Source organism: Nocardioides sp. JQ2195 (assembly GCF_012272695.1).
Classification (GTDB): domain Bacteria; phylum Actinomycetota; class Actinomycetes; order Propionibacteriales; family Nocardioidaceae; genus Nocardioides.
The window spans coordinates 3,735,729-3,753,388 of record NZ_CP050902.1; the positions used below are offsets into that span (position 1 = coordinate 3,735,729).

A 17,660-nucleotide genomic window follows, 5' to 3' on the forward strand; every position below is an offset into this window, starting at 1 on the left:
TCAGGCGCCGGTCGAGACCTCCGAGACCGGCTCGTCGTCGCCGATCGCGATCGGTCGCCGCTTGGCGATGTAGACCGCCACCGCGATGATCGCGACAGCGACCAGGGCGATCGTGATCCGCATGGCGTCGTTCTTGTCCTCGCCGACACTCATCGAGACCACGGCGCTGGCGATGAGCAGGGAGACCAGGTTCATCACCTTGATCAGCGGGTTGATCGCCGGGCCGGCGGTGTCCTTGAACGGGTCACCGACGGTGTCACCGATGATCGTGGCCTCGTGGGCGTCGGATCCCTTGCCGCCGTGGTTGCCGTCCTCGACCAGCTTCTTGGCGTTGTCCCAGGCTCCACCGGCGTTGGCGAGGAAGACCGCCATCAGCGTGCCGGTGCCGATCGCCCCGGCCAGGAAGCCGGCCAGCGAGGCGGCCCCGAGGCCGAAGCCGACCGCAATGGGTGCCAGCACGGCGAGCAGGCCGGGCGTGACCAGCTCGCGCAGGGAGTCCTTGGTGACGATGTCGACGACCCGGCCGTACTCCGGTCGTCCGGTGCCCTCCATGATCCCGGGGATCTCCCGGAACTGCCGGCGGACCTCGAACACGACGGCCCCGGCCGCGCGGCCGACCGCGTTGATGGCCAGCCCGGAGAACAGGAAGACCACGGCCGCACCGAGGAGCACCCCGACCAGCACCCCCGGGTTGTAGACCAGGAAGTTGAGCATCGTCTCGTCGCCGTCGGTGAGCTTGCCGGCGTCGGCCACGGACTCGGCGACCGACGTCGAGTAGGAACCGAACAGCGCCGTCGCAGCGAGCACGGCGGTCGCGATCGCGATGCCCTTGGTGATCGCCTTGGTGGTGTTGCCCACCGCGTCGAGCTCGGTGAGGATCTGGGCGCCGTCGTCACTGACGTCACCGGACATCTCCGCGATGCCCTGGGCGTTGTCGGAGACCGGACCGAAGGTGTCCATCGCCACGATCACACCGACCGTGGTGAGCAGACCACACCCGGCCAGTGCCACCGCGAACAAGGACACCGTGACGGTGGCACCGCCCAGGAGGAACGCCCCGAAGACCGCGGCGCCGATGACGAGCGTCGTGTAGACCGCCGACTCGAAGCCGACCGAGAGCCCGGAGAGGATCACGGTGGCGGCGCCGGTCAGTGACGTCTTGCCGACGTCCTTGACCGGACGGTGCTCGGTGCCGGTGTAGTAGCCGGTCAGGGCGAGGATGCCGGCGGCCATCACGATGCCGATCACGACCGCGGCCGAGGCGATCAGCCGCGGGTCACCGGAGGCGTCGGCCATGTCGAGGCCGGTGGCGTTCTTGAAGTCGGCGAAGTCGCTCGGCAGGTAGACGTAGGACAGGATCACGCTGCCCACGGCGCCCACGGCGGCCGAGATGTAGAAGGCCCGGTTGATCGTGCTCAGGCCGTTCTCGCCGGCCTTCGGCTTGCAGAGGTAGACACCGAGGACGGCGGTGAGCGCACCGACGGCGGGGATCAGCAGTGGATAGACCAGGCCCTGGTCACCGAATGCCTGCGACCCGAGAATCAGTGCGGCGACCAGCGTCACGGCGTACGACTCGAAGAGGTCGGCGGCCATGCCGGCACAGTCGCCCACGTTGTCGCCGACGTTGTCGGCGATGGTGGCCGCGTTGCGCGGGTCGTCCTCGGGGATGTTGTTCTCCACCTTGCCGACCAGGTCGGCCCCGACGTCGGCGGCCTTGGTGAAGATGCCGCCACCGACGCGCATGAACATGGCCAGCAGCGCAGCGCCGAAGCCGAAGCCCTCGAGCACGTGCGGGGCCTCGTCCTTGAAGAGGAGCACGACGACACTGGCACCGAGGAGCCCGAGGCCGACGGTCAGCATGCCGACCGTGGCGCCGGTGCGGAACCCGATCTTCATCGCCGGGTCGCGACCGGTCTCCTGGGCCGCGGCGGCGACGCGCAGGTTGGCCTTCACCGCCAGGGACATGCCGAGATATCCCACGGTGGCCGAGAAACCGGCTCCGACGAGGAAGAACACCGACCGGCCTATGCGGACGGCGGTGTCGTCGGCGGGCAGGGCGAGCAGGGCGAAGAATGCCACCGCGGCGAAGATGGCGAGGGTACGGAACTGGCGGGTGAGGTAGGCGTTGGCGCCTTCCTGGACGGCCTGGGCGATCCGCTTCATGTTGTCGGTGCCTTCACCGGCGGACAGCACCTCGTTCCGGAACATCGCCGCGAGGCCGAGCGCACCGAGCGCAATGACTCCCACAATGACGACCAGAACGAGATTGCCCCCGGAGACATCGACTTCCACGGCGGAGGGGTAGATCCCGGTCATGTCTCTCCTTTGAGTGTGACGCAGGTTACACAGTTCGCCGGAGTCTACGCAGACTCATGGGCAGAGCGTTGTGATCCACGCCACAGAACCCCGAACAGTCGACGCGAGTTGACGCGGCAAGACGCCGACCCGGCACGAGTTGACGGTGTCAAGACGCCGACCCGGCACGAGTTGACGCGCGCGGGCGCGACATCGCGTCAACACGTGCCGGGTCGACGCTCGAAACCGTCAACACGTGCCGGGTCGACGCTCGAAACGGTGAACACGTGCCGGGTCGACGCTCGAAACGGTGAACACGTGCCGGGTCGGCGCGTGGGCGTGTGGGTCAGGCGCTGGTGGCAGCGTCGGCCGAGGAGTGGATCGCGAAGACCTTGGCCAGGCCGGTGATCCGGAAGATCTTCAGGAGGCGATCCTGGTTGCAGACCAGCTGCAGGGAGCCGTCATGGGCCCGGACCTTCTTCAGCCCACCGACGAGCACACCCAGACCGGTGGAGTCGAGGAACTCGACGCCCTCCATGTCGATGACGAGGTGGTAGGAGCCCTCAGCCACCAGCTCGGTGATCTTGTCGCGCAGCTTGGGGGCGGTGTAGACGTCGATCTCGCCTTCGACCGCGACGATGGTCGCGCCATCAGCCTCGCGTGTCACAAGCGTCAGGTCCACGTCTCTCCTCCGACGACCGGGCGGGAATCAGGCGTCGGAGAACTGATCGCCCCGACACTCCACGCCATATCAAACCATGCACGCGGTCGCCGCGCATGTGGTGGCACCAACTTTGCCTGTCGCAGGTCCTTGCCAGACTGTCCCGGTGCCCCCTGACCACACCGCGAAGCGGCTCCCCGCCCGGGAGCTCGTCGACGCACTCGCCACGCCGGCCCGGGCCGACCGGCTCCGCCACGTCGAAGTGGTGCCGCCGCGCGCCCCGACGTACGCCCCGTGGCCGCACTGGGTGGCGGATCCGGTGCGCGAGGCCCTCGTGCAGCGCGGTGTGGTCGAGCCGTGGCAGCACCAGGTGCAGGGCGCTGAGGCCGCCCACTCCGGACGCCATGTGGTCGTGGCGACCGGGACCGCGTCCGGCAAGTCGCTGACCTACCAGCTGCCCGCGTTGACCGCAGCCCTCTCGAGCCGGGGGGAGCGCGGGCAGCGGGGGGCCACCACGCTCTACGTCGCGCCGACCAAGGCCCTGGCCCAGGACCAGTTCGACTCCGTGCTGTCACTGGGGCTCGGCGTCCGGGCGGCCACCCACGACGGTGACAGCTCCCGGGAGCAACGCGACTGGGCGCGCGACCACGGTGAGCACCTCCTCACCAACCCCGACATGCTGCACCGCTCGATGCTGCCCGGGCACGCCCGCTGGGCCCGGTTCTTCACCTCGTTGCGCTACGTGGTCATCGATGAGTGCCACCACTACCGCGGCGTGTTCGGTGCCCACGTCTCCCACGTGCTGCGCCGGCTCCGACGCGTGTGCGCTCTCTACGGCGCCACACCGACCTTCGTGCTGGCCTCGGCCACCGTCGCCGAGCCGGCCGAGTTGGGTCGCCGCCTGACGGGTCACGACCTGGTCGCGATCACCGACGACACCTCACCACGCGGCCAGCTGGCCCTGGCGCTCTGGGAACCGCCGTTCACCTCACACCTGGGCGAGAACGGCGCCCCCGTACGCCGTGCCGCGTCGTCCGAGGTGGCCGACCTGCTCACCGACCTCGTCGTCGAGGGCGTCCGGACGCTGGCATTCGTGCGCTCGCGTCGAGGCGTGGAGGCAGTGGCAACCTCGACTGCCGAGGCCCTGCGCGAGGTGGCTCCCGAGCTGGCTGACCGGGTGGCGCCCTACCGCGGCGGCTACCTCCCCGAGGAGCGCCGCGCGCTCGAGCGCCGGCTCCGGTCCGGCGAGCTGATGGGGCTGGCGGCCACCAACGCCCTCGAGCTGGGCATCGACATCAGCGGGCTCGACGCCGTCCTCCTCGGCGGCTTCCCCGGCACCCGCGCGGCGATGTGGCAGCAAGTCGGACGAGCCGGGCGCCACGGCCAGGACGCGCTCGCCATCCTGGTCGCCCGCGACGACCCGCTGGACACCTATCTGGTGAGCCACCCCGAGGCACTGCTCGGCCGACCCGTGGAGGCCAGCGTCTTCGACCCGTCCAACCACTACGTGCTCGGCCCCCACCTGCTCGCTGCGGCCGAGGAGTCGCCCCTGGCCGCGGGTGAGCTCGAGCTGTTCGGCGCCTCGGCGCGCGAGGCCGTCGACGCGCTGACGGAGGCCGGGTTGCTCCGCAAGCGGGGCCCACGCTGGTTCTGGACCGACCGGCGGCGAGCCAGCGACCTCGCTGACATCCGCTCCTCCGGCGGCTCTCCGGTCCAGCTGGTCGAGGGTGGCACCGGCCGGGTGATCGGCACCGTCAACGCCGGCGCCGCCGACGGCACCGCCCACGAGGGGGCGGTCTACGTGCACCTCGGCGAGACCTGGCTGGTCTCCTCCCTCGACCTCGACGCCGGGGTGGCGATCATCGACCGCGCCGACCCGCCGTACTCCACGTCAGCGCGCGAGGTCACCGACATCAGGATCGTCCAGGAGCGTCTCCACGAGCCGTGGGACCGGTGCCGGTTGTCGTTCGGCGAGGTGGATGTCTCCCACCAGGTGGTGTCGTTCCTGAAGCGACGGGTCCCCAGCGGAGAGGTCATCGCAGAGGAACCCCTGGACCTGCCGGAACGCACCCTGCGCACCGCCGCCGTCTGGTGGACCGTGCCGGCCGCCGTGCTCGACGAGGCCGGGCTGGCCGAGGCCGACCTGCCCGGTGCGGCGCACGCCGCCGAGCACGCGTCCATCGGGTTGCTCCCGCTCTTCGCCACCTGTGACCGCTGGGACATCGGCGGTGTCTCCACGGCCCTCCACCCCGACACCGGGCAGCTGACCGTCTTCGTCCATGACGGGCACCCGGGCGGCGCCGGCTTCAGCGAGCGCGGCTTCACCGTGGCCCGCGAGTGGTTGTCGGCCACACGCGAGGCGATCGCCGACTGCGCCTGCACCGAGGGCTGCCCCTCCTGCATCCAGTCCCCCAAGTGCGGCAACCAGAACAACCCCCTCGACAAGGAGGGGGCTGTCCGGTTGCTCGACACGCTCCTGGGCTGACCAGTCAGCTGGTGCAGTCCGCCGTGTCGAGCTGCACCGCGAATCCCTCGACCACGTTGTCGGCGATCGCGAAGTAGTACATCTTGTCGGGGTGGCCGGGCACCTCGGCGTACCAACCAGCCTCGGCCTCGGACCCGACGTTCGGGTAGGCCGCCCGGACCTCCGCGAGCGTCGAGCCGAGACCGATGCCCTCGGGGGTCTTCATGTCATCGACACCGAAGAGCATCGCCACACCCACGTTCTTGGAGTAGAAACCGGAGGTGGTGTTCTCCTCGGGCGGGTGCTCGACGTAGCCGATCCCCGAACAGGTGGCCTTCGGTGGCATCGGGTCGACGTCGACCACACCCGTGGCCTCGGCCTGCTCTGCGGTCATGCCGAGCACCAGGTCGCCGTACCCCTCGGGCCCGAGCACGTCGGTCGCACCGGGCGCATCGTTCGGTGGCGTGACCACCACCTGCTGGGAGTCGTCGCGGTCGGCGCCGTTCGTCAGCACGGCCGTGGTGCCCACCGCACCGAGGACCATGGCGGCGATGGCCCCGGAGATCACTCCGGTGCGACGGCGGCGGCGTTGCGTCCCGGACCTGCGAACGTCCGTGGGGTCGGCCGGCAGGGCCTGGTTCTGTGCGGATCGCGCCAGCACGAGCAGTGCGGCGAGCTCGTCGTCAGCCATGGTGTGCCTCCTTCTGGTCGTCGAGGAGTACGGCGAGCGCGGCCCGGCCGCGGGACAACCGCGCCTTGACCGTGCCCACGGGTACGCCGGTCTCATGGGCCACGTCGGCCACGGAGAGGTCACACAGGTGGTGCAGAACGATGGCGCGACGCTGGTCGGCGGTGATGGTGCGCAGGGCGGTGACCAGGGCCGTGTGCTCGATGTCCGGCATCGCCGGCGGCGCCTGTTGCTCGCGCAACCGGTTCAGCTCGCGACCACGCTTCGCCCGGTTGAAGCGCCCGGCCGCAATCCGCCAGGCGACGGTTCGGACCCAGGCTTCAGGTGACTCGACCGCCACCATCTTGCGCCGGTGGTCCCACGCTCGCACGAAGGCTTCCTGAACGCAGTCCTGGGCCTCGGCGAAGTTGCCCGTCATCACGTAGAGATGACCGACAAGCCGGGAGAACGACGCTGTGTAGAAGTCATCGAATTCCGCTTCATCCATGGTGCACCTCCTCTCTCTCCTCGGGCAGGTTTTCCCGATCTGACCACTAGAGCGATGCCGTGGCGTCGTGGTTGCATCGAATCGTCGCGGAGTAGCGTGACGCGCATGGTGCTTCTCGGACTTCTCCTGCTCGTCCTTTCCGCGGTCGCAGTCCTTGGTGCGATCTTCCTGCTCGACAGCAGCGGAGTCGAGTACTTCGGGGCCGACGTCCCGGCGGTGACCCTGTTCGTCGTCGGCGCACTCTCGGTGGTCTTCATCGGCACCGGGGTGCGGCTGATGGCATCCGGCACCAAGCGCAACCTGCGCGCCCGCAAGGAGCTCAAGCGGGCTGAGCGGGCGCAGGCCGAGCGAGCGCAGACTGAGCAGGCGCAGACGGAGCAGGCGCAGACCGAGCAGGCGCAGGCCGACGGCGTGGACACGGACCGTGAATCGCCCAGATGACCGCCTGGGGAATCCTCGCCACCGGAAAGATCGCCCGGAAGTTCGCCACAGCCCTGCACGAGACCCCGGGCGCTCGGCTGACGGCGGTCGGTTCACGGACTCCCGGGAAGGCGCGCCACTTCGCCGACACGTTCGGCACCGGTGACTGCACGGCGCACTCCTCCTACGAGGCACTCGTCAGGGATCCGTCGGTCGATGTCATCTACGTCGCCAGCCCGCACTCGCTCCACCTTCCCCACGCCAAGCTGGCCTTCGAGGCCGGCAAGCACGTGCTCTGCGAGAAGCCGTTGACGCTCAACGTCGCCGATGCCGTGGAGATGGTGCGCCTGGCTGCCGAGCACGACCGGTTCCTGATGGAGGGGATGTGGACGCTGTGCCATCCCCTGGTCATCGAGCTGAAGCGGCGACTCGACTCCGGCGCGTACGGCGTTCCGCGCCAGGTGCATGCGGACCTCGGCTGGCGAGTCGACGCTCCGCCGACCGATCGGATGCTCAACCCGGCCCTGGGCGGAGGCGCCCTCCTCGACATGGGCATCTATCCGTTGACCTTCGCGCAGCTCGTGCTCGGCAGACCGGAGCAGCTCACTGCCGTGGCCGACCTCGCGCCGACCGGAGTGGACCTCGACGTGTCGATCGCCGGACGGCATGTCGGCGGTGGCACCTCGGCACTGTCCGCCTCGATGACGGCGTGGACATCGCGGACGGCCACGATCGCGACGACCACCGGTTGGTTCGACGTGGCCGCGGACTTCCACCACCCGTCACGCGTGGTCTGGCGACCACACGTCGGGGAGCCCGTGCCCGTCGTCGCCGCCGACCCCGTGATCGGCGACGGCTACGGGAATGAGGCAGCGGAGGTGATGCGGTGCATCGACTCCGGTCTTCGTGAGAGTCCCCTCGTCCCGCACGCGTTCACGTTGGACGTGATGGCGCAGATGGACGCACTGCGCCGGCAGATCAAGGTGGTCTACCCGAGCGAGCACTGAGCCGGACGCCGAGGCAGGTCTGCTCAGCCGACCCCCTGCGGACCCGCCCGGGAGCGGCCCCTGATCTCGAACGTGTGGCCCAGGAACTCCGGGCCCGGGACCCTCACCTCCACCATGACGTCCTCACCGATCACGCGGCACGTGACCAGCACCGCAGCGTTGGCGGTGGCCACCCGGCCAGCTGCGGCGCACGCCTCGTCGCCGCGCTGCAGCGTGCCGGCTCCGGCGAGCGCAGCCAGGTCGGCTCCTGACTGCGCCCGCCGATGGGCCGAGGCCGTGGCGGTCATGAAGCTCGCCGCGAGACCGAGCAGGACGACGACGCCCACGCACGAGACCAGCATCAGCGAGGCCGAGCCCGTGTCACCCCTCCGACTGGTCGTCCGGTGATCACGGCACACCGCTGGTCTCCTCACGCAGTGCCACGGCTTCGCCGTGAGTGGTGCCACCGATGGCGTCGAGCAGGCCGCCCGGCGAGGGAACCCGCGCCTCGACCGTCACGCGCACGGTGTCGCCCTCCTCGTCGACGCTGACGTCCGCGCCCGGCACCACCTCCCTGGCCAGACCAGTCGCCCGCTCGGGCGACTCGCCACGGGCCAGCGCACGAGCAGCCTCACGCGCCGCATCCGTGGCCTTCATCTGGGCGACGCCGAAGGTCAGCATCCAGACCATCGCCAGTGTCACGGCCACCAGGAGCGGGAGGACCAGCGCCGTCTCCGCGGTGACTGCACCCCGCTCCTCGCGTGTCATCCGATGCCGAGCATCCCGAGCACGTGGTTGAACATCTGGCGCAGCATCTGATCACCGAATCCTCCGGTCACCAGCTGGTAGAGAACGCCGGCCAACCCGGCGCCGGCAGCCGTGCCGACCGCGTACTCAGCCGTGGTGATGCCGCTGTCGTCACGCGTAACCGGCCCTCGCCCCGTCTGGTGGTCGTGCCGTTGTGCAGTCATGAAATCCTCCGTTGTCCCGGCCGCCGGTGCGGCCCTCGCTGCCCACCCTGCGCCGATTCGGCCCGCCACGACGGGACCGGTCCGCGCGATGTGGAGGAGCGTGATGCGGCCACGGCCTGTGCACGAATTCCGGCTGCGTTCGCACCCGTCCGTGCCGGTCATGGCTCCACCGACCGCAAGGTAGGTGGAGCCGTCCCCGTCACCACTGCAGGGACGTCAACGCCGACGCGATCACCGGGACGATGCCGATCACCAGGAACGCCGGGAGGAGGCACAGCCCCAGGGGCACCGCGGCGCGCACACCGACCGTCCTGGCGGCGTCCTCGCTGCGGGCGCGTTCCTCACGGGCGAGGTCGGCGCCCAACCCCTGCACCATGGACGCAACCGGGATGCCCGCCCCCTCCGCTCGGCACAGGGCGCGACCGACACGTTCGAGACCGGGTTGCACCGCCAGCTCGCGCCACACGTCGGCGGCTGCCATGCCGACGGCCAATCGAGCCTCCGCCCGCCGCAGCGGCTCGACTGCGGGGCCGGGGAACGCGGCGGCCACCTGCCGGATCGCATCTGCCAGCGATCCGCCCGACGCCAGCACCAGCCCGATCAGCTGGATCACCTGCGGCAGCTCCCTGGCCACCTGCTCGCGCTCCCGGCGTACGGCGGCGGGCTCCGCGCGACCGATGGTCACCCAGACCGCCGCGAAGGCGACCGCCGCCACGACCCACCCGACCGGTGGGGCGAGGAAGGTGACGCCCCCGAGTGCGGCCGAGCCACTGATCAGCACCCGGTGACGGACCAAGGGTGGATCGGGGGTGCGGGAGGGACGTCGGACAGAGCTCGGCTGTGGAACCGGGCGCGGTCGCAGCGCCAGCACCAGGGCCACGGCCGCCAGCACTGCGCTCACGAACGCGGTCATGCCGTCGCCTCGACACCGGCGGAGATCGACTCGATCCACCACAGTCCGGTCACCAGGAGGAACAACCCCAGGGCCAGGCACCCCCACCCCAGAGGGGTGCCGAACAGGAAGGCCACCGGGTCGCCACCCACCCCTGATCCCATCGCCAGTGTGAGCACCGGAAGGACAGCCATCAACCGTGCCGTGGAGCGCGCCGACGCCAGCTCGGAGCGCACCACCCTGCGTGTGCCCTCGCGAGCCCGCAGGGTCTGGGCCACCTCGCCCAACGAGTGGGCCAACCCGCTGCCGGAGCGAGCGGCAACCTGCCACGCGGCAGCGACCAGCCGAAGGTCGCCGGCACCCGGCTCGCCCGCGAGCCCGCGCAACAGGTCGGGCACCGATCCGCCCATCGCGTGTGCGCCCACCGCTCGACGCAGCGGCGGCCATGCCACGGCCGCTTCGCGCAGGCACGTGCCGACGGGGAGACCAGCAGCGAGCTCGGCGCCCAGGATCTCGCAGACCTCCTGGATCTGGGCGCCCGTCGCCGCGGCCAGGACTGCCCGTCGTCGTCGCGCACGGATCGAGGCGACCCCGAACGCGGCGGCCACCGCGATCAGCACGGGCACGGTCACCCGCCACGGGGCACCACCGGCCCGGGAGACGGCCAGGACCATCCCCGACCCGAGGAGCGAGACCAACATGAGGCCTCGGCGCCCGTGCCGCAGCCGGGGCAGTGGTCGGCACAACCACACGGACGTCGCGGCGAGCCCGGCGGCGACCAGCGCCCAGGTCAGGGGCGAGCCGTTCATCGCTCCAGGCGATCGGCCAGGCCGACGATCCCGGGCCCCTCGGTCACGTTGCCCTCCGCGTCGAAGGTCAGCGCCGTCGCCATCGACACCAGCCCGTCGGGACCTCGAGCGGGAACTGCGACCTCCGCGAGGTGGCGGACTCCCCCACGGGTGCGGCCGAGGTGGAGCACCACGTCGAGCGCCGCCGCGATCTGGCTGTGCACGGCCTCGCGTCCCATGCCGGCAGGAAGCGCCAGCGCCTCGAGCCGGGCCGGCACGTCCGTCGCCGAGTTGGCGTGGACGGTGCCGCAACCGCCCTCGTGCCCGGTGTTGAGGGCGGCCAGCAGATCAGCCACCTCCACGCCGCGGACCTCGCCGACCACCAACCGATCCGGTCGCATCCGGAGTGCTTGGCGCACCAGGGTGCGCAGTGGGATCTCCCCAGCACCTTCGACATTGGCGACCCTGGCCTCGAGACCGACCACGTGGGGGTGCTCGGGTCGCAGCTCACTGGAGTCCTCGACCAGGACGATGCGGTGCAGGGGGTCCACCTCGGCCAGCATCGCTGCCAGCAGCGTGGTCTTCCCGGAGCCGGTGCCACCCGACACCAGGAACGAGAGTCGGGCCGCGACCACGCGGCGGACGACGGCCAGGGCGGCCGGCCCCAGCGCGGAGTGGTCGGCCAGCTGCTCGAGCGACCAACCGGCCCGGCGCGGGACCCGCAGCGAGATCACGGTTCCCGGTCGGGAGACCGGAGCCAGCACGGCGTGGCAGCGGGTTCCGTCGCGCAGGCGTACGTCGACACAGGGCGACGCGTCATCGAGGCGCCGACCTCCAGCAGCGGCAAGACGCTGGGCGAGCCGTCGCACCGACTCGTCGTGGGGGAACGTGAGGTCGGCTCGTTCCAGTCCGTGGCCCCGGTCGACCCACACCGACTCCGCACCGTTGACCAACACGTCGGTCACGCCCTCCTCGCGGAGCAGCGGCTCGAGGAGACCAGCTCCCGCCAGGTCGGCACGCAGCGCCTCGTGAACAGCCAGGACGGTGGCATCACCGACCGGACGACCAGTTGCCCGCAACGCCTGCGCCACGCGTTGTGGTGTGAGCAGGTGGCCGTCACGCGCCAGCTGGTCACGGACGGTGTCGAGCAGGTCCGCGGACACGTCATCGCTCACGCCGCCGACCCGGCGATCGACGGTGGCGTCGAGCGAGACGACGAGGGGTGCGGACGCGGTCCCCGGCCGCCGGCAGCATCGGGGCCCAGGACCTCGAGGACGCTGCGCGCTGCACGGGAGAGCACGCCACGACGCGACTTCACCGGGCCCTGCCCGAGGTCGATCGCCTCGTCGAGGCCGCGTTGGTCGGGCATCGCTGCCACCACCGGGGCGCCGACGATGCGGTGGGCCTCCGCCGCGTCGAGGCCGGACCCGCGGATCACCAGGGACAGCGGCCCGGACTGACTGGCGCGGGCCACGAAGCGGGCTGCGGAGGACAGGCCTGGCAGGTTGGCGCGGGTGACCACGACCAACGCCTGGCACCGGGCCATCAGCTCCTCGGTCAGTCCTCCTCCGGAGCGTGGCAGGTCGAGCACCACCAGCTGGTGGCCTCGCGTCGCTGCGGCCACGGCGGCGCGGGCCGCGAACGGCTGGAGCGTCTCGGGAACGTCGGCCCCACCGCACCCGAAGGTCAGCACGCCGAGGCGTCCTCGCCGGGGCAACGCGTCGCGCAGCGCTCGGGCCCCGAGCCTCCCCGTGGTCTGCTGCAACGCGTCCCAGCGAATGCCCTCGTCTCGCTCCATGCCGAGCACCTGGTCGACCCCCGGGCCGAGCGGGTCGATGTCGAGCAGGCAGGTGGCCCAGTCCCGGGCAGCCGTCTGGGCGAGCGCACAGGCGAAGGTGGTGGCTCCGGCTCCGCCGGATCCACCGATCACACCGATCGTCACCCCGGTCGAGTCGAAGCGTTCGGACGAGTCGGCGAGCACCTCCAGGACCCACGACTCCGAGCGCGGCAGCTCGGCAGCGTTCTCGGCACCGAGCGCCAACGCCGTGCGGAACACCTCGTCGGGCAACCGACCCCAGCCGACCAGGTGCACACCCACCCGACGTGGTGGCTCGATCGCGGCGACCTCGTCGGCGAGGTCGACCCCCACGATCACGACGGATGCGCCGGCCCAGCTGCGCAGCGCGTCAACCGGGTCCCCGGTCACCTCCGGCATGACCCCGGCCGCGGCCGCCAGTCGTTGGAGCTCGTCGAGCAGGATCGCGTCACGGGTGAGGATGAGCGGGTTCGTCATGCCCACCATGCTCGTCCGGGCAGGGGCGTCGCGCATCCGCGTCGTACGCCCCCTGTGGACAAGCTGCACCGCGCGCCCTGCGTGTGCGCGGAAACCGGCTCTCCTACGATGGAGCCATGCCTCAGGCCCCCCGCCAAGCCGCCTTCTTCGACCTGGACAAGACGATCATCGCGAAGTCGAGCACGCTGGCCTTCAGCAAGCCCTTCCAGGCTGGCGGGCTGATCTCGCGGCGGGCCGTGCTGCGCAGCGCCTATGCCCAGTTCGTCTACCTGGTCGGTGGTGCCGACCACGACCAGATGGAGAAGCTGCGCCAGTTCATGTCGCAGATGTGTGCGGGATGGGACGTGGCCACCGTGCGTGACATCGTCGCCGAGACCCTGCACAACATCGTGGACCCCTTGGTCTACGACGAGGCCGTCGGCCTGATCGAGGAGCACCAGTTCGCCGGACGTGACGTGATCATCGTGTCGACGTCAGGAGCCGAGGTGGTGGCACCCATCGGCGAGATGCTCGGCGCCGACCGGGTGATCGCGACCCGCATGGAGATCGTCGACGGCAAGTACACCGGTGATATCGACTACTACGCCTACTCCGAGACCAAGGCGGAGGCGATCCGCGAGCTGGCCGCCACCGAGGGGTACGACCTCGAGCAGTGCTACGCCTACAGCGACTCGGTGACCGACGTGCCGATGCTCGAGGCAGTGGGCCATCCCCATGCAGTGAACCCCGACAAGGACCTGCGCCGGATCGCCCAGAAGAACGAGTGGCCGGTGCTGGTGTTCACCAGGCCGGTGGGCCTGAGACGCCGGATGCGGTTGATCCCGACCCGGCCCACCCTGGCCGCTCTCGCCGTCACCGGGCTCGCCGTGGCCGGCGGCGTGATCGCGACCAACATCCGCCGTCGCGGCGCCTCCTGAGTCCACTCGTGGCACCCGCCCGAGCCCAGACAATGACCGCGAAGTCAAGCCTTGTGGTGCCACGCAAAGCGGCGTACACATGGTTCTAACAACTCAAGAGTTTGCACACGGACTTGGTACCCACGCGGCGATCTACCCTTCTTCAGGGCGCTTGTCATACCGGGTGACATCCCGAGACAGCAGTTAGATGTTGCACGCCTGATACCCAGGTCTCGTGTGTCAGCGGCGGCACCTGGATCCCAGCGAATCAGGTGCCGCTCGCATGTCCGGAGGACCCGGGCCAACCCCACAGGTCAACCCCACAGGTCAACCCCTCAGGTCAATCCCTCAGGGGGCTCTCCTCGGCCGCCACCGTGTAGGCCTCGGTGGCGTAGAGCAACCAGGCGTGGACGCCGTTCGTTCCCGACGCCTGCGCGTAGGCCCGCAGGTTCGACTCGTACTCGGCGCGCAGCCTCAGGTGGGCTGCCTCCGGCACCAGGAGCGACTTCTCGTCGACCCCCCTGGCCACCAGCACCAGGCGCTCGGCGGCGCGCGCCACCAGCCCGTTGTGGGAAGCGAACGGCGCACCCGTGGCCAGGTCGGCGTGCACGATCGCGGCCACCAGCATCGCGGGGGCGGCGGTCGGGCTGAGCAGCCGCTGGGAGAGCGTGCGCAAGCGGTCCGCGGACTCCCCGTCGCGCGGCCGGCCGAGCTGGTCGTCGCGCAGGATGCCCGTCGCCGCCAGGGCGTGCAGGCGAGCGAACGCCTGCAGCGGCGCGGTCTTCAGCACCGGAACGAGGGAGAGCATCTCGGTGGAGACGCGGACGGCGGCCTGCGCCGTCTCGTCACCCGTCCCCGACCTGATCTCGTCGGGAGAGGAGCCGGATCCCTCGAGGATCCCGCTGGCGCAGGCCCCCCGCAGCACCGACTCGGTGGTCAGCTGGGGAGGCGTCTTGCGCAGGCCCCGGTCACGCAACAGGGCGTCGACGCCGTCGCGGGTCGCCGCGAACCCCGAGGGGAGGCCCTCGAGCTCCCCCAGTGCGGCCAACGGGTCGTTCGTGACACTGCTCATGGCAGCCAACGTTAGTGGGTGCCACCGGTCGCCCACCCCGGGTGCCCACCCCCGGCGGCCCGGGTTCCGGGGTGCGCGGCATCGGCAGCTCCAGCAGGTAGCCTCGGAGCAATGGACCAGCAGATCGCGCCGCAGGATCGCCCGGACTTCCCCGAGGAAGCCGTGCGTTGGTTGCTCGGTGCCACACCGCGCACGGTTCTGGTGCTCGACGACGCTGCCATCGCAGCCGCGTTCGCCGACTACGGCCACGACGTGACCGAGGTCCGGGGCAGTGCCGAGGAGCTGCCGTTCCCGCCCCGGTCCATCGACGTGGTGGTCGCCCCGCACGGCGTGCCGGACGACCTGGCGTCGATCACCAAGGTGCTGCGCCCGGGCGGCCAGCTCGCCCTGATCTGCAACGAACGCGACCAGCGCATCCCGTGGGCCCGCAAGCTCGACCAGTCGATCGGTGCGCCGAACGCCGGCGACGAGCCGGCCAGGGACCTCGTGAACTCGACGCTGTTCGGCTTCGTCAGCGACGCCTCGTTCCGCTACTGGCAGGTGGTCAACCACATCTCCCTCGAGGCACTGGTCCGGGCCGAGCTGCGCCACCTCGACGACGCCGAGGCCGATCGGCGTACGGCGGCCGCCCTCGACCTGTACGCCGACTACGGCCGGGGTGCGGACGGGATGCAGCTGCCGTGGGTGAGTCGCTGCTTCAAGGCGACCGTGGTCGAGAACGCGTGGGCGCCGCCGCACTCCATCGACGAGGAACGGGCGAGCGGCTCCGAGGACGGCGACGAGAGCGGGACCGAGGCATCGCAGGAGCCGCCGGCACCCCAGGACGGCTCCGACTCCGACCTGCTGCTCATCGACTTCCGCTGAGCACGTCCGAATCGAGCCGTGCGTGCGAGCCACGCCCTAGGGTGTCCCCATGTTCGGACGACGGCGTGGCCACCTGGGCTCCGAGGCCGACCGCGCCACGTTCCGCACCCTGCACACCGCGTCGCTGGCCTCACCGGCACTGCGGGAGGGCCTGACGGTCACCAGCGCGGAGCGCAGCGTCCGGCACCTGCGTGCACTGCTGGGGTCCCCGGCGGTGGCGATCACCGACACGGCCGAGCTCCTGGCCTGGGACGGCGCCGACGACCACCACACCCACCAGTGCTCCGACATCATCGCCACGGTCGTCGAGCACGGCAGCACCCGGGTGGCCGGCCACCGCGAGCTCCCGTGTGACCGACCCACCTGCCAGATCCGCTACGCGGTGATCTCCCCGCTGGTCGTCGAGGACCGCATCGTCGGCACGTTCCAGGTGTTCACCGGTGATGCCACGGCCGGTCTCGTCCGGGCCGCCGACGAGGTGGCGAGCTGGGTCTCGGGACAGCTCGAGCTCGCCGAGCTCGGGGCCTCCCGCAACCGGCTGATGGAGGCTGAGGTCCGTGCCCTGCGCGCCCAGATCAGCCCGCACTTCATCTACAACTCACTCGGCGCGATCGCCAGCTTCGTGCGCACCGACCCGGACCGGGCACGCGAGCTGTTGCTGGAGTTCGCCGACTTCACGCGCTACTCCTTCCGTCGGCACGGAGAGTTCACCACGCTGGCCGAGGAGCTGCGCTCGGTCGAGCGCTACCTGCTGCTCGAGCAGGCCCGCTTCGGGGATCGTCTCGCAGTCACCCTCAGGATCGCGCCCGAGGTGCTCCCGGTCGCCGTACCGTTCCTCTGCATACAGCCGCTCGTCGAGAACGCCGTCCGTCACGGCCTCGCCGAGAAGGGCGACGGCCAGATCACCATCATCGCCCGCGACCAGGACGCCGAGTGCGTGATCGAGGTCGAGGACAACGGTGCCGGCGAGGACCCCGAGCGGGTACGCCGAGCGCTGGCCGGCGACGTCGAGCTCGACTCGGTCGGTCTCGGGAACGTCGACGTACGCCTGCGCGACACCTTCGGGGACGACTACGGCCTGGTCGTGGAGACCGCCCCCGGAGCCGGCACCCGCGTGATCGTCCGAGTCCCCAAGTTCGCCCCGGGAGTCCACCCATGACCGCTCTCAAGGCGCTCGTCATCGACGACGAGCGACCGGCCCTCGACGAGATCACCTTCCTGCTCGAGCGCCATCCCGACGTGGCCTCGGTGCGCGCGGTCGACTCCGCCACGGAGGGGCTGCGCATCCTCCAGGAGTCGGAGATCGACGTGATCTTCCTCGACATCCAGATGCCCGGGCTGACCGGTGTCGAGCTGGCCCAGGTGCTCACCCGGTTCCGCAACCCACCACCGATCGTCTTCGTCACCGCCCACGAGCAGCACGCCGTGGACGCCTTCGAGCTGCGCGCACTCGACTACGTGCTCAAGCCGGTGCGGGAGGAACGCCTGGCCGAGGCCGTACGCCGAGTGGTCGAGGGATCCGCACAGCCGGCGACCACCTCCGACGAACAGATCGCGGTGGAGCGAGGCGGCGTGACCCGGTTCGTCCACCGCGGCGACATCACCCACGTGGAGGCCCAGGGCGACTACGCGCGACTGCACCTCGCAGATGACTCCTACCTGTTGCGCACGCCCCTGACCCAGCTCGAGGAGCAGTGGGGCCCGGCCGGGTTCCTGCGGATCCACCGCTCGCTGCTCGTGGCGCTCGCGCACATCAAGGAGGTGCACATGGAGGGCGGACGGTGCACCGTCCGCGTGGGCAACGGCACCGACCTGGTGGTCAGCCGCAGGCACACCCCGGCCCTGCGCGACCTGTTGAGCCGGGGTCGACCGTGAGCGAACGG

19 protein-coding genes are annotated in these 17,660 nt (G+C 70.7%); 7 read left to right on the plus strand and 12 right to left on the minus strand.

The window, feature by feature from the left end; translation table 11 throughout:
- Together ncot_RS17740 and ncot_RS17745 are read right to left on the minus strand one after the other, a co-directional pair.
- Positions 1–2,316: a sodium-translocating pyrophosphatase gene (locus ncot_RS17740; protein WP_168618792.1), complete on the minus strand. Its 2,316-nt coding sequence runs from the start codon at positions 2,314–2,316 to the stop codon at positions 1–3.
- Between the two features lie 325 nt (positions 2,317–2,641).
- Positions 2,642–2,977, minus strand: a complete 336-nt coding sequence (locus tag ncot_RS17745) for an STAS domain-containing protein (RefSeq protein ID WP_168618793.1) — start codon at positions 2,975–2,977, stop codon at positions 2,642–2,644.
- A 145-nt stretch (positions 2,978–3,122) separates the two neighbouring features.
- On the opposite strand from ncot_RS17745, the gene ncot_RS17750 reads away from it, so the two are divergent.
- Entirely contained in the window at positions 3,123–5,441 is a 2,319-nt protein-coding gene (locus ncot_RS17750; RefSeq protein ID WP_240937962.1) for a DEAD/DEAH box helicase, read from the plus strand.
- 4 nt (positions 5,442–5,445) lie between these two features.
- On the opposite strand, the gene ncot_RS17755 is transcribed toward ncot_RS17750, so the two are convergent.
- Complete coding sequence (locus tag ncot_RS17755) at positions 5,446–6,111, minus strand: hypothetical protein (RefSeq protein WP_168618795.1); 666 nt, start codon at positions 6,109–6,111, stop codon at positions 5,446–5,448.
- Positions 6,104–6,595, minus strand: coding sequence for a SigE family RNA polymerase sigma factor (locus tag ncot_RS17760; RefSeq protein ID WP_168618796.1), 492 nt, complete (start codon positions 6,593–6,595; stop codon positions 6,104–6,106). The genes ncot_RS17755 and ncot_RS17760 overlap by 8 nt, the downstream gene beginning before the upstream one ends.
- 105 nt (positions 6,596–6,700) lie before the next feature.
- Between ncot_RS17760 and ncot_RS17765 the strand changes: the two genes are divergently transcribed.
- On the plus strand, positions 6,701–7,036 hold the full coding sequence (locus ncot_RS17765; protein WP_168618797.1) for a hypothetical protein: 336 nt from the start codon (positions 6,701–6,703) through the stop codon (positions 7,034–7,036).
- Positions 7,033–8,022: a Gfo/Idh/MocA family oxidoreductase gene (locus ncot_RS17770; protein WP_168618798.1), complete on the plus strand. Its 990-nt coding sequence runs from the start codon at positions 7,033–7,035 to the stop codon at positions 8,020–8,022. Before ncot_RS17765 ends, ncot_RS17770 begins: the two co-directional genes overlap by 4 nt.
- Positions 8,023–8,045: 23 nt before the next feature.
- Here the strand turns inward: ncot_RS17770 and ncot_RS17775 are convergent, their stop codons facing one another.
- The 7 genes from ncot_RS17775 to ssd form a co-directional block, all read right to left on the minus strand.
- Entirely contained in the window at positions 8,046–8,420 is a 375-nt protein-coding gene (locus ncot_RS17775; protein WP_240937963.1) for an Rv3654c family TadE-like protein, read from the minus strand.
- Positions 8,410–8,769 (minus strand): TadE family type IV pilus minor pilin, encoded by a 360-nt coding sequence (locus tag ncot_RS17780; RefSeq protein WP_168618799.1) that lies wholly within the window; start codon positions 8,767–8,769, stop codon positions 8,410–8,412. The genes ncot_RS17775 and ncot_RS17780 overlap by 11 nt, the downstream gene beginning before the upstream one ends.
- Positions 8,766–8,972, minus strand: a complete 207-nt coding sequence (locus ncot_RS17785; protein ID WP_168618800.1) for a DUF4244 domain-containing protein — start codon at positions 8,970–8,972, stop codon at positions 8,766–8,768. Before ncot_RS17785 ends, ncot_RS17780 begins: the two co-directional genes overlap by 4 nt.
- Before the next feature lie 199 nt (positions 8,973–9,171).
- Positions 9,172–9,885: a type II secretion system F family protein gene (locus ncot_RS17790; protein WP_168618801.1), complete on the minus strand. Its 714-nt coding sequence runs from the start codon at positions 9,883–9,885 to the stop codon at positions 9,172–9,174.
- Complete coding sequence (locus ncot_RS17795; protein ID WP_168618802.1) at positions 9,882–10,673, minus strand: type II secretion system F family protein; 792 nt, start codon at positions 10,671–10,673, stop codon at positions 9,882–9,884. The genes ncot_RS17790 and ncot_RS17795 overlap by 4 nt, the downstream gene beginning before the upstream one ends.
- Positions 10,670–11,827, minus strand: coding sequence for a TadA family conjugal transfer-associated ATPase (locus tag ncot_RS17800; protein ID WP_206065033.1), 1,158 nt, complete (start codon positions 11,825–11,827; stop codon positions 10,670–10,672). Before ncot_RS17800 ends, ncot_RS17795 begins: the two co-directional genes overlap by 4 nt.
- Positions 11,824–12,945, minus strand: coding sequence for a septum site-determining protein Ssd (gene ssd / locus ncot_RS17805; RefSeq protein WP_168618803.1), 1,122 nt, complete (start codon positions 12,943–12,945; stop codon positions 11,824–11,826). The genes ncot_RS17800 and ssd overlap by 4 nt, the downstream gene beginning before the upstream one ends.
- Before the next feature lie 116 nt (positions 12,946–13,061).
- Between ssd and ncot_RS17810 the strand changes: the two genes are divergently transcribed.
- Positions 13,062–13,862 (plus strand): HAD family hydrolase, encoded by an 801-nt coding sequence (locus tag ncot_RS17810; protein ID WP_168618804.1) that lies wholly within the window; start codon positions 13,062–13,064, stop codon positions 13,860–13,862.
- A gap of 319 nt (positions 13,863–14,181) precedes the next feature.
- On the opposite strand, the gene ncot_RS17815 is transcribed toward ncot_RS17810, so the two are convergent.
- Complete coding sequence (locus ncot_RS17815; RefSeq protein ID WP_168618805.1) at positions 14,182–14,913, minus strand: oxidoreductase; 732 nt, start codon at positions 14,911–14,913, stop codon at positions 14,182–14,184.
- A 111-nt stretch (positions 14,914–15,024) separates the two neighbouring features.
- Between ncot_RS17815 and ncot_RS17820 the strand changes: the two genes are divergently transcribed.
- Genes ncot_RS17820 through ncot_RS17830 form a run of 3 tightly spaced genes read left to right on the plus strand, consistent with a single transcriptional unit; the run spans position 15,025 to position 17,652 of the window.
- On the plus strand, positions 15,025–15,777 hold the full coding sequence (locus ncot_RS17820) for a class I SAM-dependent methyltransferase (RefSeq protein ID WP_168618806.1): 753 nt from the start codon (positions 15,025–15,027) through the stop codon (positions 15,775–15,777).
- Positions 15,778–15,826: 49 nt separating this feature from the next.
- Complete coding sequence (locus ncot_RS17825) at positions 15,827–16,936, plus strand: histidine kinase (protein ID WP_168618807.1); 1,110 nt, start codon at positions 15,827–15,829, stop codon at positions 16,934–16,936.
- A complete protein-coding gene (locus ncot_RS17830) occupies positions 16,933–17,652 on the plus strand; it encodes a LytTR family DNA-binding domain-containing protein (protein WP_168618808.1) in 720 nt (239 codons plus the stop codon). Before ncot_RS17825 ends, ncot_RS17830 begins: the two co-directional genes overlap by 4 nt.
- Positions 17,653–17,660 lie beyond the last annotated feature (8 nt).